The organism is Tahibacter sp. (assembly GCF_035481375.1).
Classification (GTDB): domain Bacteria; phylum Pseudomonadota; class Gammaproteobacteria; order Xanthomonadales; family Rhodanobacteraceae; genus Tahibacter.
Map to the genome: position 1 here is coordinate 82,773 of NZ_DATIGT010000230.1, position 19,928 is coordinate 102,700.

The following is a 19,928-nucleotide window of genomic DNA, read 5'->3' on the forward strand; positions in this document are numbered from 1 at the left end:
GTTACGGAACGGTAAGAAAACTACGTGCGCTCACGCCTTTGTAATCGGTTCGAAGGCTCGGAAAACACTCCGAAGACGGTGCCGCGATGCGGTTCCGGGTCGAAGGCGCGTTTGGCACCGGCGGACGATCGAATTTCCTCGGAGTGAAAATCTGATCTTGCGCGGTGTCTTTTCTGTTTTTCCTTTCATGAGTGGAACGGCGATCGCCGGCTCCGCTTTGTCCAATTCGCTGGCCACTATCGGCGACCAGCGTGAAGCTGTGGCGCAGTTCGACGAATCCGGCGACCGTCGCGTCGCTCACCGCCGTGAGCAGCGACGACTTCGCGGCAGCCAATGCGGCAGACCGCGGGCCGATCTCGGTCAACATTCCCTCGCAGCCCGTATTTGATCAGGTGCCGGTCTCGCTCCAGCGTTTCAACGCAGTTTGAGCCAGCAGGCAGGCGTGCCACGCCGTGGTCCTGCGGCGGCCGCTGGCCGGTTTCGGCCGTCGGCGGATCGGCCTGCCGGCGCACCGGCACCGGTCGCACCCGGTTCCGACAGGCATTTGCACGTGCGCCTGTGTTTCGGCAAGCTCAGCGCTCAACCGTGAGTTGCGTCACGTTTCGCGCCGTCTTCGCTGACGATGCGGCACCGTTTCGCGGCCCGTCCCCGCCGATCCAGGATATGTCCATGAACCGTACCGCTTGTGGTCTCGCGTTTGCGCTCGTTCTCGCCGGCGTCGCCGGTTCCGCCTCCGCCCAGCAGCTCAGCCGGTCGGGACTCGCCCCGGGATCGCAAGCCCTGCAGCCCTGGGGACCGATGGTCACGCAGACCATCACGCAGTCGGTCAGTCCGACGGTCACGGCGGCCAACTCGGTCTCCTGCAACGGCGGCTCGCCGACCTTCTTACACACCGACAACAGCTATTTCCGCGCGTTCACGCTGTCGACGTTCAAGAATCTGAGCCAGCCGCAGTTCCGCGTCGACCAGGTCAGTTTCGGCATCGAGACCGCGAACGATGCCGCCGGCGCGGGCCAGCCGGTGACGGTGAATCTGTACCGCAGCACGACCAACCCGCCGACGCTCGCCTCGCTGACGCCGGTCAGCAGCGATAACTTCACCGTGCCGGACCAGACGAACGCGATCTTCCCGGCCAACATCGCGTCGCAGCCGGTGTTCACGGTCGCCACCGATATTCTCGTTGTGGAGATCTTCACGCCGAGCGGCCAGGCGACGAACAACAGCTTCTTCCTCGGGTCGAACGCCGGCGGGCAGATCGCGCCGAGCTACATCGTCGCCACAAGCTGCGGCATCAGCGAAATCACCAACCTGGCGTCGATCGGCTTCGCGAACATGCACATCGTGATGTCGGTCACCGGCAACAACCAGGTGCCGGTCACGCTGCAGGGCTTCAACGTCGACTGATCGACGCATTGCGCGGGCGGCGGACACCTCCGCCGCCTGCCGGCCATGAACGGCGACAAGCCTTATTCCGCAGCATCCGAACGCAATCGCGAGCCGATACTCGCCGTGTTGCGCGATGCGTTTCGCGACTGCCGCAACGTGCTCGAAATCGGCAGCGGCACGGGCCAGCACGCGGTCCATTTCGCCGCGCAGATGCCATGGCTGCGCTGGCAGTCCTCCGACCGCGCCGAGAACCTGCCGGGCATCCGCGCCTGGCTCGACGAGGCCGCACTGCCGAACACGCCCGAACCGCTCGAACTCGACGTCGCGCAGCAGCCCTGGTCCGTGACGGCCGTCGACGCCGTGTTCAGCGCGAACACGCTGCACATCATGAGCTGGGACGAGGTCGGGCAGATGTTCGCCGGCATCGCCGCGTGCGTGCGCGCCGGCGGGCTGCTCGCGATCTACGGCCCGTACAACATCGGCGGCCGCTTCACGAGCGAGAGCAACGAGGCATTCGACCGCGCGCTGCGCGCGGCGGTCCCGCACCGCGGCATCCGCGATGCGGCCGAGGTGGATGCGTTGGCAGCGCGGCACGGATTCGTGTTGACCGGCGACCACGCATTGCCGGCCAACAATCGTTGCCGGCTCTGGAGACGCGCTGTCTGACTCGTGCTCAGGTTGCCGCGCGCGCCAGCACGAACTTCACGAGCAGCCACGCATACGCGTAAACGAGCAGCTTCTTCGCCGCGACGAAGACCACGCCGGCGAGCACGAGACGCCACCATTGCCGGCGCAGGTCGACGACGAAGAACTGCGACAGCGCGATCAGCACGATCGCGGGTTCGATCGCACCCATGTACCAGCCCGACCATTGCTTGTGCCACGCCAGCCATGCGGGCGTGCGCAGCACGAGCAGCGGCAGCTGGTTTGCGATGTTCGCGAGAATGATCACGAAGTGCGCGTACAGCGCGAGCACGAGATGCTCGACCGCGTTGTAGCCGAGGCGCTTGCGGAAGCCGGCCATCGATGCGCACCAGATTGCGACGAGGCCGAGCGAGAACGACCACTCGGCGTACTTGCGCACGGTCTCCATGACTTTCGAAACCTGCACGTTGGCCGAATTCAGATAGCGCGTCTGCGCCAGCACCACGAGCAACACCGCGATCGCGAGCAGCAGCAGCTTGAGCGGATGCGTGTGGCGCTTGCGCACTCCGAAGACGTAGTCGCGCGCGACCTTGCCCGGGCCCGCGACGAGCCGCAGCGCAGACTGCAGCTGGTCGAGTTCGAACAGGCGCAGCTTTTCCCAGATCTCGCTGCGCACCGAACCGGCGCCGATGCGCCCCGCCTTCTTCTGGCCGCACTGCGCGCAGTGCGGCCCGTGGAGCGCGGCGCCGCAGTTGCGGCATGTCGCCTCGGCGAAGAACGCATCCGACAGGAATACGGGTTTGGCGGGAACGGTCACGGCGGCGGTCTGCGAGGGAGGTCCTCCGCCGTACGCGAAACCGCAGCGATTTCTTCGCCGCCGCCGCGGCGCGGCTTCACTCGATCCCGTACAGCAACGGTCGGCGACCGTTCCGCTGAAAGTGATGCTGAAGGTTCACCTGATGCAGAACGGGTTCGGACCGAGCGACCGACGATGGAAGAGTCGCTGTACCCCGGGCGCGCGATTGAGTCAGCAGGCAGGCGGCTTCCGGGACGTGTTCAGACCGTCTCTGGCGGCGCCGCAATCAACGCTGGCCGACAGGCCGGCGCGGACACGACGCGTTCGCTCGCAGCGTAGCCGCGGTGTGCGCGGCAACCGGCCGTCGAGGCGAACCCCGGTCACGGCTCATTCGGCATGCAACTGCGGTCCGATTGCGCAGCCGATGCGCTGCAGCCAGACATGTCTCTCCGTTGCTCCGTGATCCCTGACATTTGCGCAGACCGTATATGTGGATACCGGTGCGATTGTCACATCGGATAGTTCGAAGCCAAGCCGGAGCAGATCCGTCGGTGGTTTCTCCACTCACCCATTTCAGGTACACGACCATGATCCCCAGAATTCTGTCTTCTTCGCTCGCACTGCTGATGATGGCCATCGGAACGGCGCAGGCCGGCAACGCCGACTATCGCGTGTGGTATTTCGACGACAACGGATTCCACCAGGAAGGCGACATCTCCGCCGGCCCTGGAGCCTCCCTGGTCCGCCCGGCTTGGGCCTGCGGCCGGCGTTTCACCAGTCCCGACTACTATCGCTGGGTCGATGAATACGGCAATACGATGTCCAGCGCGAACTTCAGCAAGGACGTGCATGTCTGGCTGCCCGGCGCCGGCTGTCCGTACAACGCGCTGACGATCGAGTACCGCGATCACAGCCAGACTTTTCCGCATCAGCTCGGCGCGGGCTATATGGAGATTTCCACGAGTTCCGGAGGCGGCTGGATTGACGCCCAGGGCAAGATCCCGGCGTGCAATTGCCTTCCGGACTTCCCCATCAAGTTTCACGCGAACTGGAGCCTCGTCCCGTCGATCAGCGTCAGCCTGCGTGCCGACCTGGCCGATCCGCGGCGGCAATCGGTGATACTGCCGGCGCTGCGTGATCTGCAGACACGAGTCGGCGACCTCGCCGCTTCGCTCGCAGACCGGGTCGCGCTGCGTCGTCGCACGCTGCTGGACGGCCGCGAAGCGAGCGTGCGGGCTCTGGAAGACGCCGCCCAGGATGCGCTGGCCTCGGCGTCGAGAGATGCGGCATCGTGCACGTCGGCGGCCGCAAACCGTCAGTACGCGACGGCCTACCTTGCCTGCGGCCGCGCCGAAGCCAACGTCGCCACCGCGTCCACGCTGGCTGATGCGATTCAGGACTCGATCGCTCCGCAGCCCGGCGAATGAACGTAGTGCGCGAAGGGCGGCAAGGTTGACGTGCAAGCTTGCCGTCCGTTGCACGATGCGCCGAAAGGTCGGGTGTCTTCCCTCGTCGTCGCGCTACTACGATCCGCTCATCGGGCGGTTCTTGAGCAACGATCCGGTAACGACCGACATGCAGTTGGGCGGCAACTTCAATCGCTACTGGTACGCCAACAACAACCCCTATAAGAACATCGACCCCGACGGGCGCGAAGTGAAGTACGTTGGGTCCGAAACATATGTAGCTAAAGTCAAAGCTGACGTAGCATATGGCAGGAAAATTGAGAAGGGATTTGCACAGCGCATGTTGCAACTCGAGAGTTCAAAGAACGTGCATACAATATCGGACGCCAAAGGTCCGGACAGCCCGAGTAATCCCTTCAACTCCTCCGCATCGGATGGTATCAACGAGTCGAACGGGATTGGGGAGGGGACAGACATTTATTACGATCCCTACAACAACACCCAGTCAAACGGCTACGAACGACCTGCACTTGCTGGACTTAGTCACGAGGTAAGCCATTCTGCGGAAGCAGATTCTGGCACCAAGAGTAGGAAGATCGAGTCAAATGGTCAGTCTTCCACGGAGAATAAGGCGGCTCGTGCTGCTGGGGACATGATCAAAGCAATTCAAAGGACGTCGCAGCCAACTGCTGAGATCGACGAAAAGAACCCTAAAGTTGATTGATCGTGACTAGTAAAAATAAATTTGTATGTTTTTTATTATTCATTTTTTATCTTGTCGCGGTAGCTGGATGCCGCCAAGCTGGGCCGAAGACGCTCGATTACGCAGTGTTCAATGTGCAGCTTGAGCGCGTGCCGGACTTGATCAATGCTTCCCGCTCTCTAGGCGAAGGTAATCCATCGTTGATAGAAGATGCGTTGCAAAATGGATTGAAAAACGGGAAGCAGTTGACCTTCCTTCGCGTAGTTCCTGGTGCGGTGTATGAGTATTACGTGTTTCAGACGCACGGCGTCGAGGATGTTTATGTCATTTATGCGGTGAAAAGCGGGCGGCTGCTTTATTCTTTCTCATACGCTGGCGAAGCTAATCCTCAGTTCTAGTGCACTAGATGACGGGTCGCTTTACACCCAGGCGATTCAACCGGGGTTTCTCAGTGATGGCCACTGCCCGTGGGGGGCTGTCAAACAAACTGTGTAACAGGCTTTTTCACAGTGCAGCCAACGGCACACGCTCTTCACCGAACATCACCTGGAAGCTCTGCAGTGCAGGCTTCCAGTGATGGATCGCCATCCAGTTTTTCGACGCTTCTCTGATCGCTAGAGTCAGTGACTTCAGCGCAAAATCGTCGTTCAGAAAGATGCGCCGGTCGCGCGTGTGTTCGGAACGAAGTACCGATGAACAACGACAAACCCCATTCCGCCGCCTGCGAACGCAATCGCGAGCCGATACTCGAAGTGCTGCGCGAGGCATTCCGCGACGTGCGCGACGTGTTCGAGATCGGCAGCGGCACGGGCCAGCACGCGGTGCATTTCGCGGCGCATCTGCCGCATCTGCGCTGGCAGACGTCCGATCGCGCCGACAACCTGCCCGGCATCCGTGCCTGGCTCGCCGATGCGACGCTGCCGAACACGCCGGCGCCGGTGGAGCTCGACGTCGCGCAGGACGACTGGCCGACACGCGCCTGCGATGCCGTGTTCAGCGCGAACACCTTGCACATCATGAGCTGGAACGAAGTCGAGCGGATGTTCGCCGGCATCGCCGCCTGCCTGCGCGCCGGCGGCGTCCTCGCGATCTACGGTCCGTTCAATGTCGACAGACGTTTCACGAGCGACAGCAACGAAGCCTTCGACCGCGCGCTGCGCGCCGCCGCGCCGCATCGCGGCATTCGCGATACGGCCGAGGTCGATGCGCTCGCGGCGAGGCATGGTCTCGTCCTCGTCGCCGATCACGCGATGCCGGCTAACAATCGCTGCCGCATTTGGCGCCGCGTTGCGGCATTGGATGAACCGGCGCGCGGCGGCTGAATCAGGCGGCCGCACGCGCCAGCGCGAACTTCACGAGCAGCCACGCATAGGCGTACACGAGCAGTTTCTTGGTGGCGACGAAGACGGCGCCGGCGAGGACGAGCCGCCACCACTGGCGGCGCAGGTCGACGAGAAAGAACTGCGCGAGCGCGAGCAGCACGATGGCCGGCTCGATGAGGCCCATGTACACGCCGGACCACTGTTTGTGCCAGGCCAGCCAAGCGGGCGTGCGCAGCACGAGCAGCGGCAGCTGGTTCGCGATGTTGGCCACGATGATGACGAAGTGCGCATACAGCGCGAGCACGAGGTGCTCGACCGCGTTGAAGCCCAGACGCCGGCGGAAGCCGGCCATCGACGCGCACCAGATCGCGACGAGGCCGAGCGAGAACGACCACTCGGCGTATTTGCGCACGGTCTCCATGACCTTGGAGACCTGCACGTTGGCCGAATTCAGATAGCGGGTCTGCGCGAGCACCACGAGCAGCACCGCGATCGCGAGCAGCAGCAGCTTGAGTGGATGCGTGTGACGCTTGCGCACGCCGTAGACGTAGTCGCGCGCGACCTTGCCAGGACCGACGACGAGACGCAGGGTCGACTGCAGCTGGTCGAGTTCGAACAGGCGCAGCTTCTCCCAGGCCTCGCTGCGTACCGAGCCAAGGCCGATGCGGCCGGCCTTCTTCTGCCCGCAGTGCGCGCAGTGCGGACCGTGCAGTGCAGCGCCGCAGTTGCGGCAGACGGCTTCGGCGAAGAAGGCGTCGGACAGAATGACGGGCTTGGCGGGAACAGTCACGGCGGCGCTCGGCGAAGGAAGTCCCCGGGCGGTACGCGAAACGGCGCAGTTTCCTCCGTGCGGACACCGGCCGAACGGCCGCGGCCGCTTCCGTCGATCGTCGTGCGCCTAAGGGGCGGACACCTGTCGAGCCCAGGTGTCACGAGACGGGAGGCATGTGTCATGTCGGATCGATGGGAAACGAATCTGGCGAGCGGCATGTCTGCGCGCGCGGACGATCACGACCTGCGTGCGGCACGCACTTGCGGGCTGGGGTGCACTGCTGCCGAAGCGCAGGCGGCGTCGCCATCGGCGCGCACCGGAGGGCGCGCGTGCGCAGCGCGCGCAGCGGTCCTCACGGTATGCCGGGCGCGCCCGACCGAGGTGAATTTTGCAGATTGATGATCCGTGAAGTTTGTCCGGATCGTACGTGTGGATACCGATGCATATGACGCACCGGACGGCCGGCCCGGCTGCGAAGCACGCCCGGCTCGCCCTTCCTCTCACCTTTTCAGGTACACGCCCATGATCTCCCGACTTCTTTCCTCCACGCTCACGCTCATGATGATGGCCATCGGAACCGCGCACGCCGATTATCGCGTGTGGTACTTCGACGACGACGGATTCCACCAGGAAGGCGACATTTCCGCCGGTTCCGGACCCGCGCTGGTCCGCCCGGGCTGGGCCTGCGGCCGGCGCTTCAGCAGCCCCGACTACTATCGCTGGGTCGATGGGTACGGCAATACGATGTCCAGCGCGAACTTCAATGAAGACGTCCACGTCTGGGTGCCGGGCAACGGCTGTCCGCACAATTCGCTGACCATTGAATACCGGGACCACAGCCAGACGTTTGCGCCTCCGCTCGGCGCCAGCTACATGGAGATTTCCACACACGCCGGCGGCGGCTGGATAAACGCCCAGGGCAAGATCCCCGCCTGCAATTGCCTGCCGAACTTCCCGATCAAGCTCCACGCGAACTGGAACCTGGTGCCGTCGATCAGCGCCAGCCTGCGTGCCGACCTCGCCGACCCTCGGCGACAGTCACTGATACTGCCGGCCTTGCGTGACCTGCAGACGCAGGTCGGCGATCTCAACGCGTCGCTGGCCGATCGCGTCGCCTTGCGTCGCCGCACGCCACTGAGTGATCGCGAGGCCAGCGTGCAGGCGACGGAGAACGCCGCGCTCGGCGCGCTGGCGTCGGCTTCGCGCGATGCCGCGCAGTGTGTCGCGGCGGCCGCGAATCGCCAGTACACGACCGCCTATGTGGCCTGCGGTCGCGCCGAGTCCGGGATCGCCGTCGCCTCCCGGTTGGCCGATGCGATTCAGGACGCCATCGACCCGCAACCGGGCGAATGATGTTCGCGGGCGGCCGGCCCGACTTCCGGGGCCGGCCGCTCTTTGCATGACGATCTAACGGCCGAGTGTCGTCACCACGCTCGCGTGGAGCGCGTGATGAAGCAAGGCACGCGGCGCCTCAGGACAGTGTGTCGAGCCGCAGTGCAACTCATTCGATCCCGAACAGCTCCGCCAGATCGCTCTCGTCGAAGCGCAGCGCCTGGGTCGTGCCGCCTTCGAGCACGGCCTGGGCGAGGTCGGCCTTGCGCTGCTGCATGTCCTGGATCTTTTCCTCGACGGTGCCGGTGCAGATCAGCTTGTAGACGAATACGGGCTTGTCCTGGCCGATGCGGTGCGCGCGGTCGGTGGCCTGGGCCTCGACGGCCGGGTTCCACCACGGGTCGTAGTGGATCACGGTGTCGGCCATGGTCAGGTTCAGGCCGACGCCGCCGGCCTTGAGGCTGATCAGGAACACCGGCACGGTCCCGGACTGGAACTCGTCGACGAGTTCGGCGCGATTGCGCGTCTGGCCGGTCAGGGTCTGGTAGCGGATGGCTTCGGCGGTCAGCGCCTGCTCGATGAGTTCCAGCATCTCGGCGAACTGCGAGAACACGAGCACGTGGCGGCCTTCGGCGACGAGTTCGCGCAGCAGGTCGAGCAGCAGGTCGAGCTTGGCCGACTCGGGCGCCTTGCGCGCGCGTTCGAGCTTGACCAGGCGTGGGTCGCAGCAGACCTGGCGCAGCTTCAGCAGCGCGTCGAGCACGACGATGCCCGACTGGGCGAGGCCGCGTTCGCGGATCGCCTCGCGCACGCGCTCGTGCTGCGCGAGGCGCAGCGATTCGTAGAGTTCGCGCTGCTTGCCGACGAGTTCGACGCCGCGCTCGATGATGGTCTTCGGCGGCAGGTCGAGCAGTACGTCTTCCTTGCGCCGGCGCAGCATCAGCGGCGCGATGCGCTTGTGCAGCTTGGCCTGGCGCTCGGCGTCGGCATGGCGTTCGATCGGCGTGCGGTAGTGGCGCATGAATGAGCGCTCGTCGCCGAGCAGTCCCGGCTCGACCGCGTCGAACTGCGCCCAGAGTTCGCCGAGATGGTTCTCGAGCGGCGTGCCCGTCATCGCGAGCCGGCGGCGCGCGTCGAGTTCGCGCACGACCTTGGCGGCCTGCGTGCGCGCGTTCTTGATCGCCTGCGCCTCGTCGAGGATCAGCAGCGAGAACGACTGCTCGACGAGTATGTCGCGGTCGCGCGCGAGCAGCGGATAGGTCGTGATGACGAGATGGTGTTCGGGGATCGCCGCGAAGTTCGCGTCGCGCGCGGCGCCGTGCAGGATCAGCGCACGCAGCTGCGGCGCGAAGCGGTGCGCTTCGGCGCGCCAGTTCCAGACCAGGCTGGTCGGTGCGACGACGAGCGCCGGCTGCTCCAGTTCGCCGCGCTGGCGCATGGTTTCGAGATGCGCGAGCACCTGGACGGTCTTGCCGAGGCCCATGTCGTCGGCCAGGATGCCGCCGAGTCCGGCCTGGCCGAGAAATTCGAGCCAGGCGAGGCCGTCGCGCTGATACGGGCGCAGCTGCGCTCCAAAACCTTCGGGCTCGGACACGGGCTGCCGCTCCGCGCGCAACTGCGCGAGCATGTCCTTGAGCCGGCTCGCGCCGCGCCAGGGCAGTGCCGCGGCGCCGTGCGACAGTTCTTCGACGATGCCGGCCTGGGCGCGGCGCAACTGCAGGCTGCCGCGCGCGGTGCCGAGCTCCAGCCATTCGAGCAGCGGCGCGATCAGCGCGCGCACGCGCGCGACCGGCAGCGGCACGCGGCGCCGCGCGTCGATCGGCGCGAGCCAGATCGCATCGGCGGCCTCCTTGGCCGGGGCCGTCAGCGGAAACGACGGATCGGTCAGCGCGCGCTGCAGGATCGGCAGCAGGTCGACGCGTTCGCCGGCGATGTCGATACCGAGCGACAGATCGAACCAGGCGTTGCCGTTGCCGCTGTCGCTGACATCGGCGTGCCAGGCGTCGGGCGCGGGCAGGATCTCGACCGGCGAGCCCGCGTCGAATTCGAGCTGGAAACCATCGGCCTGCAGGCGCATCGCGAGCGCGAGCAGATGATCGGGCGGCGCGAGTTCGCTGCGGCCGCGCTCGAGCACGAACACGCCGGACAGGACCGGGTCGCGCAGGCCGTGCGCGTAGGCCACGTCGTTGGCTTCGACGAGCTTGTGGCGGTCGAGGCGTTCGGATGCCGCGATCTCGGCGCTGCGGTCGCGCCGGATGTCGACGACGTGGCCGTCGACGAAGCGCCGCACGCGGGGCTGCGGCGTCGCGTATTCGATGCGATGGCCGGCGTAGTCGAAGCTCAGCTGCAGGCTGCCGGCGGTATACGGCGGCCCGCCCGCGCGCGCCGGCGGCCGCGCCTTGAGCGTGCCCAGGCGCAGAACCGGCGTCGGCGCGACCTGGATTTCCTCGATGTCGCCGTGATCGGCCGGCATCGGCAGGTCGGCCAGCGACTCGGTGGCTTTCCAGCGTTCGCGCAGCAACGGCGCCTGCTCGGGCTGCACCGACGGTGCACGCAGCAGGCGTTCGGCCATCGCCGGGTCGCCGTCGACCGGGCCGATCTCGCTGGCCGCGGGATCCCAGTACCACAGGCCTGCGATCTTCAGGAGCTCCGTACCCGTCGCAGCGCCGGTCACGATGCCCGCCATGCGCTGCGTGCCGTCGGGCTCGGCGCGCCAAGCCCACTCGACGCCGCGCCGCGGACCGAGCCGCAGCGCTGCACTGCCGGGCTTGCCGAAGTAGCAGGGCGTGTGGCCGAGCACATCGCTGAGCCACGCTTCGTGGCGCGGCGAGGCCAGCCGCTGCCAGCTGCCGTTGCGCAGATATTCGGTATGCGCCATGCGCAGTTCGGCGATGCGCTGGAACTCGTCCGGCGACAGGCCGACCCACGGATCGCCGCGGCCGAGCGCGGGCTGCACCGGGCGCGGCGACACGAGACCGCCGCGCTTGCCGTGGCGGAACCACATGGCCTGCGCGCAGAGTCCGTTCGGAAAGCCCGGCGCCGTCTCGAACAGGAAGCCGAGCACGCGGTCCTCGGCGACCTGGCCGGTCGGCGCGGCCGGCAGGTTCAAGGTCGACAGCCAGTGTTCCCACGGACGCAGGTCAGGCTTGGGCTGCGCCGGCGACGGCGGCGCGCTCAGCATGAACCCGGCATCGCCGTCGTCGTCGAGCTCCCAGTCTTCCCCCATGGCTTCAAGCACGAGCGCGGCGACATGCTTGCAGCCGGCGCCGTAGGGGCAGCTGCAGTAGGTGTCGACGAGGGCCTCGCGGCCCTGCGGCAGCAGGCGGAAGCCGCAGCGGTAGGGTTCGGTGGAATTGCCCTGGACGAAGCCGATCAGCATGCCGGCCGCGCCCTCGGTCACGTATTCCTTGTCCAGCACGCGGCCGCTGTCGACGTAGTCCGAACCGCGCTCGAGTACGGCATCGCTGAACACGCGGCGGAAATTCATGCGCGCTAGCAGCTGGATGAACTGCGACCGATCCATGGGCCTCCCGACGCTTTCGTCGCGACGACGGAAGCGTCGGCCGCGGCGACAGAGAAACGCCGATTATGCCGACAATCGATGCGCGCGAGTGCGGGTGTACCGCGCCGGCAAAGCCGGCGCGGCAGGGCGGTACGCGATCAGGCCACGAGCTTGACCGGCACCGCCTTCGGATTGCGCCAGATCGCGAGCAGTTCGTTCCAGCGCGCCTTGGCCTTGGCTTCGTGTTCTTCCTTGACGTGGCCGTAGCCGCGGATCTGCTCGGGCACGCTCGCGATGTCGACGGCGAGGGCTCGGTTGTCGTTGTCGAGCGTGCGCAGCAGTTCATCGACGGCGGCGAAGTAGTCGGCGATCCACTGGCGCTCCATGCGGCGTTCGGCAGTCTTGCCGAAGACGTCGAGCGCACCGCCGCGCAGGCCCTTGAACTTCGCGAGCAGGCGGAATGCGGTCAGCATCCAGGACCCGTACTCGCGCTTGACGAGATGGCCTTCGCTGTCGCGGCGCGCGAGCAGCGGCGGCGCGAGGTGGAAGTGCAGCTTGTAGTCGCCGTCGAAGGTTGCGCGGATCTGTTCGAGGAACTGCGGGCGGCTGTACAGGCGTGCGACTTCGTACTCGTCCTTGTAGGCCATGAGCTTGAACGCATAGCGCGCGACGGCTTCGCTGAGCGCGGACGCGCCGGGTGCCTTCGCGGCTTCGGCCGCCCGCACGCGCTCGACCAGGTCGCGGTACTTCTGCGCGTAGTTCGCGTCCTGGTATTCGGTCAGGAATGCGACGCGGCGCGCGATCACGCTGTCGAGGTCGGGCGAGATCAGGCGGTCGTCGAGCAGGCTGTCGCCGCCCTGGGCGAGTGCATCGGGCACTTCAGGCTGCGCATTCTTGCCCGTGGCGGCCAGCACCGCGGCGACGTCGTGCGCCGCCATGCGGCCCCAGTTGAAGGCGGCGCGGTTCTGTTCGATTGCCGCACCGTTGAGTTCGATCGCGCGGATCAGCGCATCGAGGCTCAGCGGCACCCAGCCCTTCTGCCAGGCATAGCCGAGCATGAACAGGTTGCCCATGATCGAGTCGCCGAGCAGCGTGGTCGCAAGACCCGTTGCATCGATGAGTTCGGGGGCCTCGTCGCCGAGTGCGACCTTGACCGCGGCGACGATCTGTTCCGACGGAAACTGCATGTCGGGGCGCGTCGTGAACGTGCCCGGCATCGCTTCATAGGTGTTCAGTACGGCATGCGTGCGGCCGGCGCGGATCTTCGACAGCGCCCAGTAGTCGTTGACGACGACCATGTCGCAGCCGAGCACGAGGTCGGCTTCACCCGCGGCGATGCGCACCGCATGGATGTCCGACGGATCGCGCGCGATGCGCAGGTGACAGGTTACGGCGCCGCCCTTCTGCGCGAGGCCGGTCTGGTCGAGCACGGTCGCGCCCTTGCCTTCGAGGTGCGCGGCCATGCCGACCAGCGCGCCGATCGTGACGACGCCGGTACCGCCGATGCCGGTCACGAGGATGTTCCAGGGCTGCGCGAGGTCGGAGGCGAACTGCGGCTGCGGCAGCGCATCGAAATCGACCTTGCCCACGCCCTTGCGCTTCTTCAGGCCGCCGCCGTGCACGGTGACGAAGCTCGGACAGAAGCCTTTGACGCAGGAATAGTCCTTGTTGCAGTTGGACTGGTCGATCTCGCGCTTGCGGCCGAACTCGGTTTCCTTCGGCAGCACCGAGACGCAGAACGACTTCTTGCCGCAGTCGCCACAGCCTTCGCAGACCTGCGTGTTGATGAAGACGCGCTTTTTCGGATCTTCCATTTTGCCGCGTTTGCGGCGGCGGCGCTTTTCGGTCGCGCAGGTCTGGTCGTAGATGATGATCGTGACGCCCGGCGTTTCGCGCAGGCGCTTCTGCACCGCGTCGAGCTGGCTGCGGTCGAGGAATTCGACGCCCTCGGGGAAGATTTCCGGGCGTGTCCATTTGCCGATGTCGTCGGACAGCACGACGATGGTCTTCACGCCCTCGGCGCGGACCTGATGCGCGATGTCCGGCACGGTCAGCGTGCCGTCGACGGGCTGGCCGCCGGTCATCGCAACCGCGTCGTTGTAGAGGATCTTGTAGGTGATGTTGACCTTCGCAGCGATGGCCTGGCGGATCGCGAGCGAACCCGAATGGAAATAGGTGCCGTCGCCGAGGTTCTGGAACACGTGCTTCGTGTCGGTGAACGGCGCCTGCCCGCACCAGGTCGTGCCTTCGCCGCCCATCTGCGTGAACGTCTCGGTGCGGCGGTCCATCCACGTGACCATGTAGTGGCAGCCGATGCCGCCGAGGCCGCGCGAGCCTTCCGGCACCACGGTCGAGGTGTTGTGCGGGCAGCCCGAGCAGTAGTGCGCGGCGCGCGGGAAGCTCGCGCGCGGCAGCGCGAGTTCCTTTTCCTTCGCGGCAAGGAACGCGAGGCGGTTCTCGATGGTTTCCGAGGTGAAGAAGCGCGACAGGCGCTTGGCGATCACGCGCGCGATGCGCGCCGGCGTGAGTTCGTTCGTCGACGGCAGGATCCAGTTGTCGGCCTCGTCGTACTTGCCGACGATCGACGGACGCGTGTGGTGATCCCAGTTGTACATGTGCTCCTTCATCTGCGATTCGATGAAGGAGCGCTTCTCCTCGACGACGATGATGTCTTCGAGGCCGCGCGCAAATTCGCGGATGCCGATCGGTTCCAGCGGCCAGGTCATGCCGACCTTGTAGACGCGCAGGCCGATGTCGGCGGCTTCGCGTTCGCCGATGCCGAGGTATTCCAGCGCCTGCAGCACGTCCAGATAGCTCTTGCCGGTCGTCACGATGCCCAGGCGCGCTTTCGGCGAATCGATGACGGTGCGGTCGATGCGGTTCGCGCGCGCGAACGCGACGGCGGCCTGCACCGCGTACTGGTGCAGGCGCATTTCCTGGTCGAGCGGCGGATCGGGCCAGCGGATGCTCAGGCCGCCGGCCGGCAGCACGAAGTCTTCCGGCATCACGATGTCGAGCTGATGCGGATTGACGTTGACCGACGCGGAGGACTCCACGGTTTCGGCGATCGTCTTGAAGCCGACCCACCGGCCGGTGAAGCGCGACATGGCCCAGCCGAGCAGGCCCATGTCGAGAATGTCCTGCACGCCGGCGGGATTGAGCACCGGCATCATCGCGGACACGAATTCCAGTTCGGAACCATGCGGCAATGTGGAGGAGCGGCAGGCATGGTCGTCCGCCGCCAGCGCGAGCACGCCGCCGTGCCTGGAGGTGCCGGCGGCGTTGCCGTGCTTGAACACGTCGCCGCAGCGGTCCACGCCGGGACCCTTGCCGTACCACATCGCGAACACGCCGTCGTATTTCGCACCCGGGAACAGATTGGCCTGCTGCGAGCCCCAGACCATGGTCGCGCCGAGGTCTTCGTTGAGACCCGGCGTGAACTCGATGTTCGAGGACTTGAGGTGCTTCTTCGCCTTCCAGAGTTCGAGGTCGAAGCCGCCGAGCGGCGAGCCGCGGTAGCCCGAGATGAAACCCGCCGTGTTGAGGCCGGCGGCACGGTCGCGCATCTGCTGCATCAGCGGCAGGCGCACGAGCGCCTGCACGCCCGACAGATAGATGCGGCCTTCGCTACGTGTGTACTTGTGCTCAAGGCTGTAGTCGCGATCGATCTCGACGGCTGGCTGGATGGCTGGCACGGACATGGGAAGGGACCCGGAAGGCGAGCGAGAGGGAAGCGCAAAGTTTAACCATCGTGACACAACGCCACGACGGGGGCAGGTCCGGACAACCGGCGGAAAATCCCCTTTTTCCGGCCGGGATTTAGCGTCGCCGGCGGTGCGCGCTCAGTTGCCGTCGGCTGCACCTGTCGCCGCGCGGCCGACCGCCTCGGGCGCATCGGCGATCCAGCGCGGCCATTCGGGCCAGAAAAACCAGGCGCTCGGCGTGAGACGGATCGCGCGGTCGAGCAGGTCGGCGAGTTTCTGCAGTGTGGCCGGGTCGGCCGGATCGAGCGGCTCGCCGATCACGAAACGCCGTACGCCGCGGGCGAGGTCGAACTCCATCCAGTACGGCACGACCGGCACGCCGGCGGCCCTGGCGAGCGCGAGCGTGCCGTCGGGAAAGCTCGCGTCCCGGCCGAGCAGGCGCACCGGCTGCTGGCCCCGCGGCGCCATTCGTGGCGGCATGTCGAGCACGCTGACGACGGTCGCGCCCTCGTCGAGCGCCCGCGCGAGCTGCGCTTTCGCGCCCGGCCGGAACACGACGGGCCGGCCGCTCAGGCGCTGCACGTCGCCGCCGCGCAGGCGGCCGTACCAGTAGCGCAGCGGCAGGCCGGGATAGTCGGCGCGGTCCCAGCGCGCGGAAACGAGGCTCGCGTCGAAGCCGGCGCGCGCCAATGTGCGGAACACCCAGTGGCCGTGGCCGTGATGGAAACCCGCCGCGATGAAATGCGAGTCGCGCGGCCATTCGCCGACCTGCTGCACGTGCCAAGGCAGACGTGCGCGGCGGCGGCGCAGCAGCGACAGGTACAGATCGGCCGTGTCCCAGAGGCAGTTCAGCCGCACGTTCGCGGCGAATGCGTCGCGGTCGTCGATCGCGAGATAGTCGGGTGCCGCCGCCGCCGCCGCCCGGGCCGGCTCGTCGAACGCGCTGCCCGGCCGGCGGCTCAGCCAGCGCAGCCAGCGGAACCCGAGCCTCCACGGAAGTACCGCGGCCAGCGCAGGCGCGATGAAGAATTGCCAGGCGTCGGGGAGCTGGGAACGTAGCTTGGCGATCACGGAATGCGGCGGCGGTCGGTCGAAACCCGAATGCTACACTCGCCGGCCCCGCGCGCCGCAGCGCGCCCGTCGCACTATCCCCATGTCAGAGATCCTTCACAGCCCCGGCGTGCTCGCGCTCGAGCTGTCGCCCGGCGCCACTCCGTCGTCGTTCACGCTGGGCCGCGAGGCCGCGGACGCGCTGGCACGCCACATCGCCGACGACCTGCTCCGCCTGTTGCCCGCCGAACGCGATGGCGCCGGCGCCGATCAGGCCGACCTGCTCGTGCTCGGCGCGCTCTATGACAGCGTGCAACTGCTGCATCCGGGCTGGCCGCTGTTCGCGGGCCTTTCCGAACTCGCGCATCACAGCCAGGCGCTCGCCGGTGCCGAAGGCGGCCGCATCGTCGCGTTCGGCAGTCATGCCGGCGCGATGCCGGGCGACGCACTGCAGCCGCTCGTGTCCGATCCGCCGAGCCCGCTGCTGCTCGTGCCGTGGACCTTCAGCGCGCCCGAAGCGCTCGCGACCGATCTCGGCGCGCGGATGGAGAGCGTGTTCATGGCCAAGGGCGAGGCCGGCCGCGCGACGGCCGATTTCCTCATGCGCACGCTCGGCGTGCGCCTGGAGCATGCGCGCTATCTGACGCGCCACGACCTCTGCGCGCTAATCTGCAGCCAGCTCGAACATGCGGGCTATTCCGCATTGTGGCAAATGCTGGAATTTGCGCTGTTATACCCGACGCGCAGCGGCGAGGCGTCGACCGCGCGCGGTCAGAAACTCGTCTTCCGGGACGGTGCGGTGCACTGCGCGTTGCCGGTCTACGCCGACTGGGCAGCAGCCTTCGGCGCGGGACGCAGTCGCGAAGAGCGTGTGACCGACTATGCGGGCTGGCTGTTCGAACTGCGTCAGTACGTCGCGCTGCTCGGTGCGCACGGCGTCGCCGTCCGTTTCGACGGCGACGCCGGCGCGACGTCGCTGCCGGCGCAGCGGCTCGCCGAGCCCGATCCGTCGCTGCCGCCGCCGACGCTGTTCTCGCACGAGGCGCGCGGCCTCGGCGTAGTCGTGATCAGCGTTGCGCAGATTGCGCCGGATCGTCGCGTGCGGCTGCTCGCGCATGCGTGGCCGCTCGATCAGGCAGGCTTCGATGTCGGCCTGCCGCAGTTCGCGGCGCGCTATGGCGCGTCGGAACAGCTGGTTCGCCTCGGCGGCATCGAACTCGATGCGACCGCGGACGATCTCGCGGTGACGCTGCCCGGCCCGGCGATGCATTGAGCCGGCGGCAGAAATGCGAAAGGGCGCGGTGATCCGCGCCCTTTCGCGTTCAAGAAAATCGGCGCTTCCCTGCACCGCGGCGCGCCGTGCGCATCCCGCACGCCAGGCCGGTCCTTTATGGTGTCCGCGTCCCTGCGGCACGTCCTTGTGCTGTGAAGCTCCGTGCGAAATCAGCGCGTCAGGTTGTAGGCCCAGCCGCGGGTCCAGTCGTCATTCGCGTCGCGGAACGCGCCGATGTAGGAGACCGGCGCAAACCAGACGCTGGTGGCGGACGCACCGCCGTCGAGCAGCGGCGAGCCGGCCTTCGGCAGGAAGCCCTGCAGCAGCGGTTCGCCGACCTTGTTGCCGCTCTGCGCGTTGTAGAACGCTTCCGTGGTCCACGGCGAACCCGAACCCTGGTTGAAGTTCGTCGTGCAGGAGACGAGGTTGTGGTCCATCGTCAGGTTGCCGCTGAGCGCGGTCGGCGTGCCGGCCGAGGTCCAGGTCGGGCCGTTGGTCAGGTAGACACAGCCGTTCTTGAAGCCGGTGATGACGGAGTTCTTGATGCGGCCGCCGGTACCTTCCTTCAGGTAGACGCCGTAGCCGCCGTTGCCGTTGCCGATGAAGGTCAGGTTCGAAACCGTCGGCATCGCGCGCGGCGTCGCATCCTGGTTGGCATTCTGATTCGACGCTTCGATGCCGTTGTCTTCGCCGAGGCCCGCGCCGTGCTGCAGCAGCACGTACTGGATGTTGCCGTTGTAGCCTTCGTCCCAGTCGAGGCCGTCGTCGCCGGCTTCGGTGACGATCGCGTACTTCACGTTGACGTTGCCGCCGAAGAACTCGAAGCCGTCGTCCTTGCCGCGGAAAGCCTGCACATGGTCGACGACGGTGCCGTCACCGACGGACTGGAACGTGAAAGAGTTCACTTCGCGACCGGTCTGGAAAATATAGCCGGCGTAGCGCGACTGGACGTACTGGATCACGCCCGAACTCTCGTGCGCATTGTTGCCGCCGTAGCGCAGGGTCGGATCGAATTCGCTGCGGCAGTCGAACGGCGCAGCGGCGCACTTGTTGTTCGGCGCATTGCCGGAGACGACCACGCCGCCCCAGTCGCCGGGCTTCGGCGCGGTCGTGCCGACGCCGTCGGCCGGGCTCGTGAAGATGATCGGCGCGTGCGGCAGGCCCTGCGCGAAGATCTGCGAGCCCGGCTCGACGTAGAGATAGTCCGCGGCCTGGCCCGAACCCGTGATCAGCGTACCCGGTTCGATGTTGAGCTTGACCCGCGCGCTGTTGTCGCTGCCGACCTTGACGAGACCCTTGAGCACCCAGGTCGTCTCGTTCGTCAGCGTCATGTTCGTGCCGATCGTGCCGGTGATCTGGCAGGTACGGTCGGCGACCAGCGTGCTGCCGGTTGGGCAGCTCGTGAACTTGCGCTTCTGCACGCACTGTTCATTGACCGCCGGCACACCCAGCGAACCGACGTAGTCGGCGCTCGCGACGAGCGTCTGGGTCGAGGTCGGCAGGCCCGTCGAGGCGTCCGGCTTGACCGTGATCTTGAGTTCGCCGCAGCTCAGCAGTTCGATGTCGAGCTTGCCATTGACGACCGGATTCACGGTGCCCGGCCAGGTGTCGCCGAAACGACCGCCGGTCGGCATCGCCATCGGCACGTCGGTCTTCTTGAACTCGAATTCCTTGATCTCGACGTTCGACGTGATCCAGGCCTGCTTGCCGGTTTCGTCGTAGGCGGCGCCGTAGAGATACAGGATGCCGCTGCCATCCTTGCGCGGGATGTAGTCGACGACCCAGCCGCGGCCGCCGTGCGTCGCATCGGAATACAGGCCGTCGGTCGCTTCGGAGAAGCGGATCGCGGCATTGGCGGCCGGCGCCGCGAGCAGCGCGGCAGCGAGAGCGCCTGCCAGCGCGCTCAGCTTGGAGATCGGGAATCGCATCGTTTCAACCCTCTGTTTGCACGGACGGAACGCCCTACGGCGCGGTAGTCGCAAAAAAGTAGCGGGCGGCGATGACGGTCTTTGTGCGGAAGGATGACGCTTCGAAGTC

Annotated in this window: 15 protein-coding genes and 1 pseudogene; 8 read left to right on the forward strand and 8 right to left on the reverse strand. The window is 66.5% G+C overall.

Going from position 1 to position 19,928, the window contains the following annotated elements:
* Position 1 precedes the first annotated feature (1 nt).
* Complete coding sequence (locus VLF18_RS15230; protein WP_325280488.1) at positions 2–367, reverse strand: hypothetical protein; 366 nt, start codon at positions 365–367, stop codon at positions 2–4.
* Positions 368–669: 302 nt separating this feature from the next.
* Here VLF18_RS15230 and VLF18_RS15235 point away from each other — a divergent pair, with 302 nt between their 5' ends.
* Together VLF18_RS15235 and VLF18_RS15240 are read left to right on the forward strand one after the other, a co-directional pair.
* Positions 670–1,404, forward strand: a complete 735-nt coding sequence (locus tag VLF18_RS15235) for a hypothetical protein (RefSeq protein ID WP_325280489.1) — start codon at positions 670–672, stop codon at positions 1,402–1,404.
* A 45-nt stretch (positions 1,405–1,449) separates the two neighbouring features.
* Positions 1,450–2,052 carry a DUF938 domain-containing protein gene (locus VLF18_RS15240; protein WP_325280490.1) on the forward strand — a complete coding sequence of 201 codons (603 nt, stop codon included), beginning with the start codon at positions 1,450–1,452 and terminating at the stop codon, positions 2,050–2,052.
* Positions 2,053–2,059: 7 nt separating this feature from the next.
* Here the strand turns inward: VLF18_RS15240 and VLF18_RS15245 are convergent, their stop codons facing one another.
* On the reverse strand, positions 2,060–2,848 hold the full coding sequence (locus VLF18_RS15245) for a DUF3667 domain-containing protein (protein ID WP_325280491.1): 789 nt from the start codon (positions 2,846–2,848) through the stop codon (positions 2,060–2,062).
* 467 nt (positions 2,849–3,315) lie between these two features.
* Here VLF18_RS15245 and VLF18_RS15250 point away from each other — a divergent pair, with 467 nt between their 5' ends.
* From VLF18_RS15250 to VLF18_RS15260, 3 genes are read left to right on the forward strand one after another with little or no spacing between them, the layout of a single operon-like run.
* On the forward strand, positions 3,316–4,254 hold the full coding sequence (locus tag VLF18_RS15250; RefSeq protein WP_325280492.1) for a hypothetical protein: 939 nt from the start codon (positions 3,316–3,318) through the stop codon (positions 4,252–4,254).
* A 55-nt stretch (positions 4,255–4,309) separates the two neighbouring features.
* Positions 4,310–4,957 carry an RHS repeat-associated core domain-containing protein gene (locus VLF18_RS15255; RefSeq protein WP_325280493.1) on the forward strand — a complete coding sequence of 216 codons (648 nt, stop codon included), beginning with the start codon at positions 4,310–4,312 and terminating at the stop codon, positions 4,955–4,957.
* 2 nt (positions 4,958–4,959) lie between these two features.
* Positions 4,960–5,334, forward strand: coding sequence for a hypothetical protein (locus VLF18_RS15260; RefSeq protein WP_325280494.1), 375 nt, complete (start codon positions 4,960–4,962; stop codon positions 5,332–5,334).
* A gap of 106 nt (positions 5,335–5,440) precedes the next feature.
* Here VLF18_RS15260 and VLF18_RS15265 read toward each other — a convergent pair.
* Positions 5,441–5,608, reverse strand: a pseudogene (locus VLF18_RS15265) (IS256 family transposase); the annotation flags it as partial.
* 20 nt (positions 5,609–5,628) lie between these two features.
* On the opposite strand from VLF18_RS15265, the gene VLF18_RS15270 reads away from it, so the two are divergent.
* Entirely contained in the window at positions 5,629–6,258 is a 630-nt protein-coding gene (locus tag VLF18_RS15270) for a DUF938 domain-containing protein (protein ID WP_325280495.1), read from the forward strand.
* Position 6,259: 1 nt separating this feature from the next.
* Here the strand turns inward: VLF18_RS15270 and VLF18_RS15275 are convergent, their stop codons facing one another.
* Positions 6,260–7,048, reverse strand: a complete 789-nt coding sequence (locus VLF18_RS15275; RefSeq protein WP_325280496.1) for a DUF3667 domain-containing protein — start codon at positions 7,046–7,048, stop codon at positions 6,260–6,262.
* A gap of 504 nt (positions 7,049–7,552) precedes the next feature.
* Between VLF18_RS15275 and VLF18_RS15280 the strand changes: the two genes are divergently transcribed.
* Complete coding sequence (locus VLF18_RS15280) at positions 7,553–8,383, forward strand: hypothetical protein (RefSeq protein WP_325280497.1); 831 nt, start codon at positions 7,553–7,555, stop codon at positions 8,381–8,383.
* Between the two features lie 148 nt (positions 8,384–8,531).
* On the opposite strand, the gene VLF18_RS15285 is transcribed toward VLF18_RS15280, so the two are convergent.
* The 3 genes from VLF18_RS15285 to VLF18_RS15295 all read right to left on the reverse strand — a co-directional run bounded on the left by VLF18_RS15285 (position 8,532) and on the right by VLF18_RS15295 (position 16,639).
* Entirely contained in the window at positions 8,532–11,885 is a 3,354-nt protein-coding gene (locus VLF18_RS15285; RefSeq protein ID WP_325280498.1) for a DEAD/DEAH box helicase, read from the reverse strand.
* A 137-nt stretch (positions 11,886–12,022) separates the two neighbouring features.
* On the reverse strand, positions 12,023–15,565 hold the full coding sequence (locus VLF18_RS15290; protein WP_325280499.1) for an indolepyruvate ferredoxin oxidoreductase family protein: 3,543 nt from the start codon (positions 15,563–15,565) through the stop codon (positions 12,023–12,025).
* A 141-nt stretch (positions 15,566–15,706) separates the two neighbouring features.
* On the reverse strand, positions 15,707–16,639 hold the full coding sequence (locus tag VLF18_RS15295) for a hypothetical protein (RefSeq protein ID WP_325280500.1): 933 nt from the start codon (positions 16,637–16,639) through the stop codon (positions 15,707–15,709).
* 82 nt (positions 16,640–16,721) lie between these two features.
* Here VLF18_RS15295 and VLF18_RS15300 point away from each other — a divergent pair, with 82 nt between their 5' ends.
* Positions 16,722–17,891 carry a hypothetical protein gene (locus VLF18_RS15300; protein ID WP_325280501.1) on the forward strand — a complete coding sequence of 390 codons (1,170 nt, stop codon included), beginning with the start codon at positions 16,722–16,724 and terminating at the stop codon, positions 17,889–17,891.
* A 170-nt stretch (positions 17,892–18,061) separates the two neighbouring features.
* Here VLF18_RS15300 and VLF18_RS15305 read toward each other — a convergent pair whose 3' ends face one another.
* Entirely contained in the window at positions 18,062–19,819 is a 1,758-nt protein-coding gene (locus tag VLF18_RS15305) for a hypothetical protein (protein ID WP_325280502.1), read from the reverse strand.
* Positions 19,820–19,928 lie beyond the last annotated feature (109 nt).

Coding starts and splice junctions, on each gene's coding strand:
- VLF18_RS15230 (WP_325280488.1), bottom strand. CDS start 367: ATGTTGACCGAGATCGGCCCGCGGTCTGCCGCATTGGCTGCCGCGAAG.
- VLF18_RS15235 (WP_325280489.1), top strand. CDS start 670: ATGAACCGTACCGCTTGTGGTCTCGCGTTTGCGCTCGTTCTCGCCGGC.
- VLF18_RS15240 (WP_325280490.1), top strand. CDS start 1,450: ATGAACGGCGACAAGCCTTATTCCGCAGCATCCGAACGCAATCGCGAG.
- VLF18_RS15250 (WP_325280492.1), top strand. CDS start 3,316: ATGTGGATACCGGTGCGATTGTCACATCGGATAGTTCGAAGCCAAGCC.
- VLF18_RS15255 (WP_325280493.1), top strand. CDS start 4,310: ATGCGCCGAAAGGTCGGGTGTCTTCCCTCGTCGTCGCGCTACTACGAT.
- VLF18_RS15270 (WP_325280495.1), top strand. CDS start 5,629: ATGAACAACGACAAACCCCATTCCGCCGCCTGCGAACGCAATCGCGAG.
- VLF18_RS15280 (WP_325280497.1), top strand. CDS start 7,553: ATGATCTCCCGACTTCTTTCCTCCACGCTCACGCTCATGATGATGGCC.
- VLF18_RS15285 (WP_325280498.1), bottom strand. CDS start 11,885: ATGGATCGGTCGCAGTTCATCCAGCTGCTAGCGCGCATGAATTTCCGC.
- VLF18_RS15290 (WP_325280499.1), bottom strand. CDS start 15,565: ATGTCCGTGCCAGCCATCCAGCCAGCCGTCGAGATCGATCGCGACTAC.
- VLF18_RS15300 (WP_325280501.1), top strand. CDS start 16,722: ATGTCAGAGATCCTTCACAGCCCCGGCGTGCTCGCGCTCGAGCTGTCG.
- VLF18_RS15305 (WP_325280502.1), bottom strand. CDS start 19,819: ATGCGATTCCCGATCTCCAAGCTGAGCGCGCTGGCAGGCGCTCTCGCT.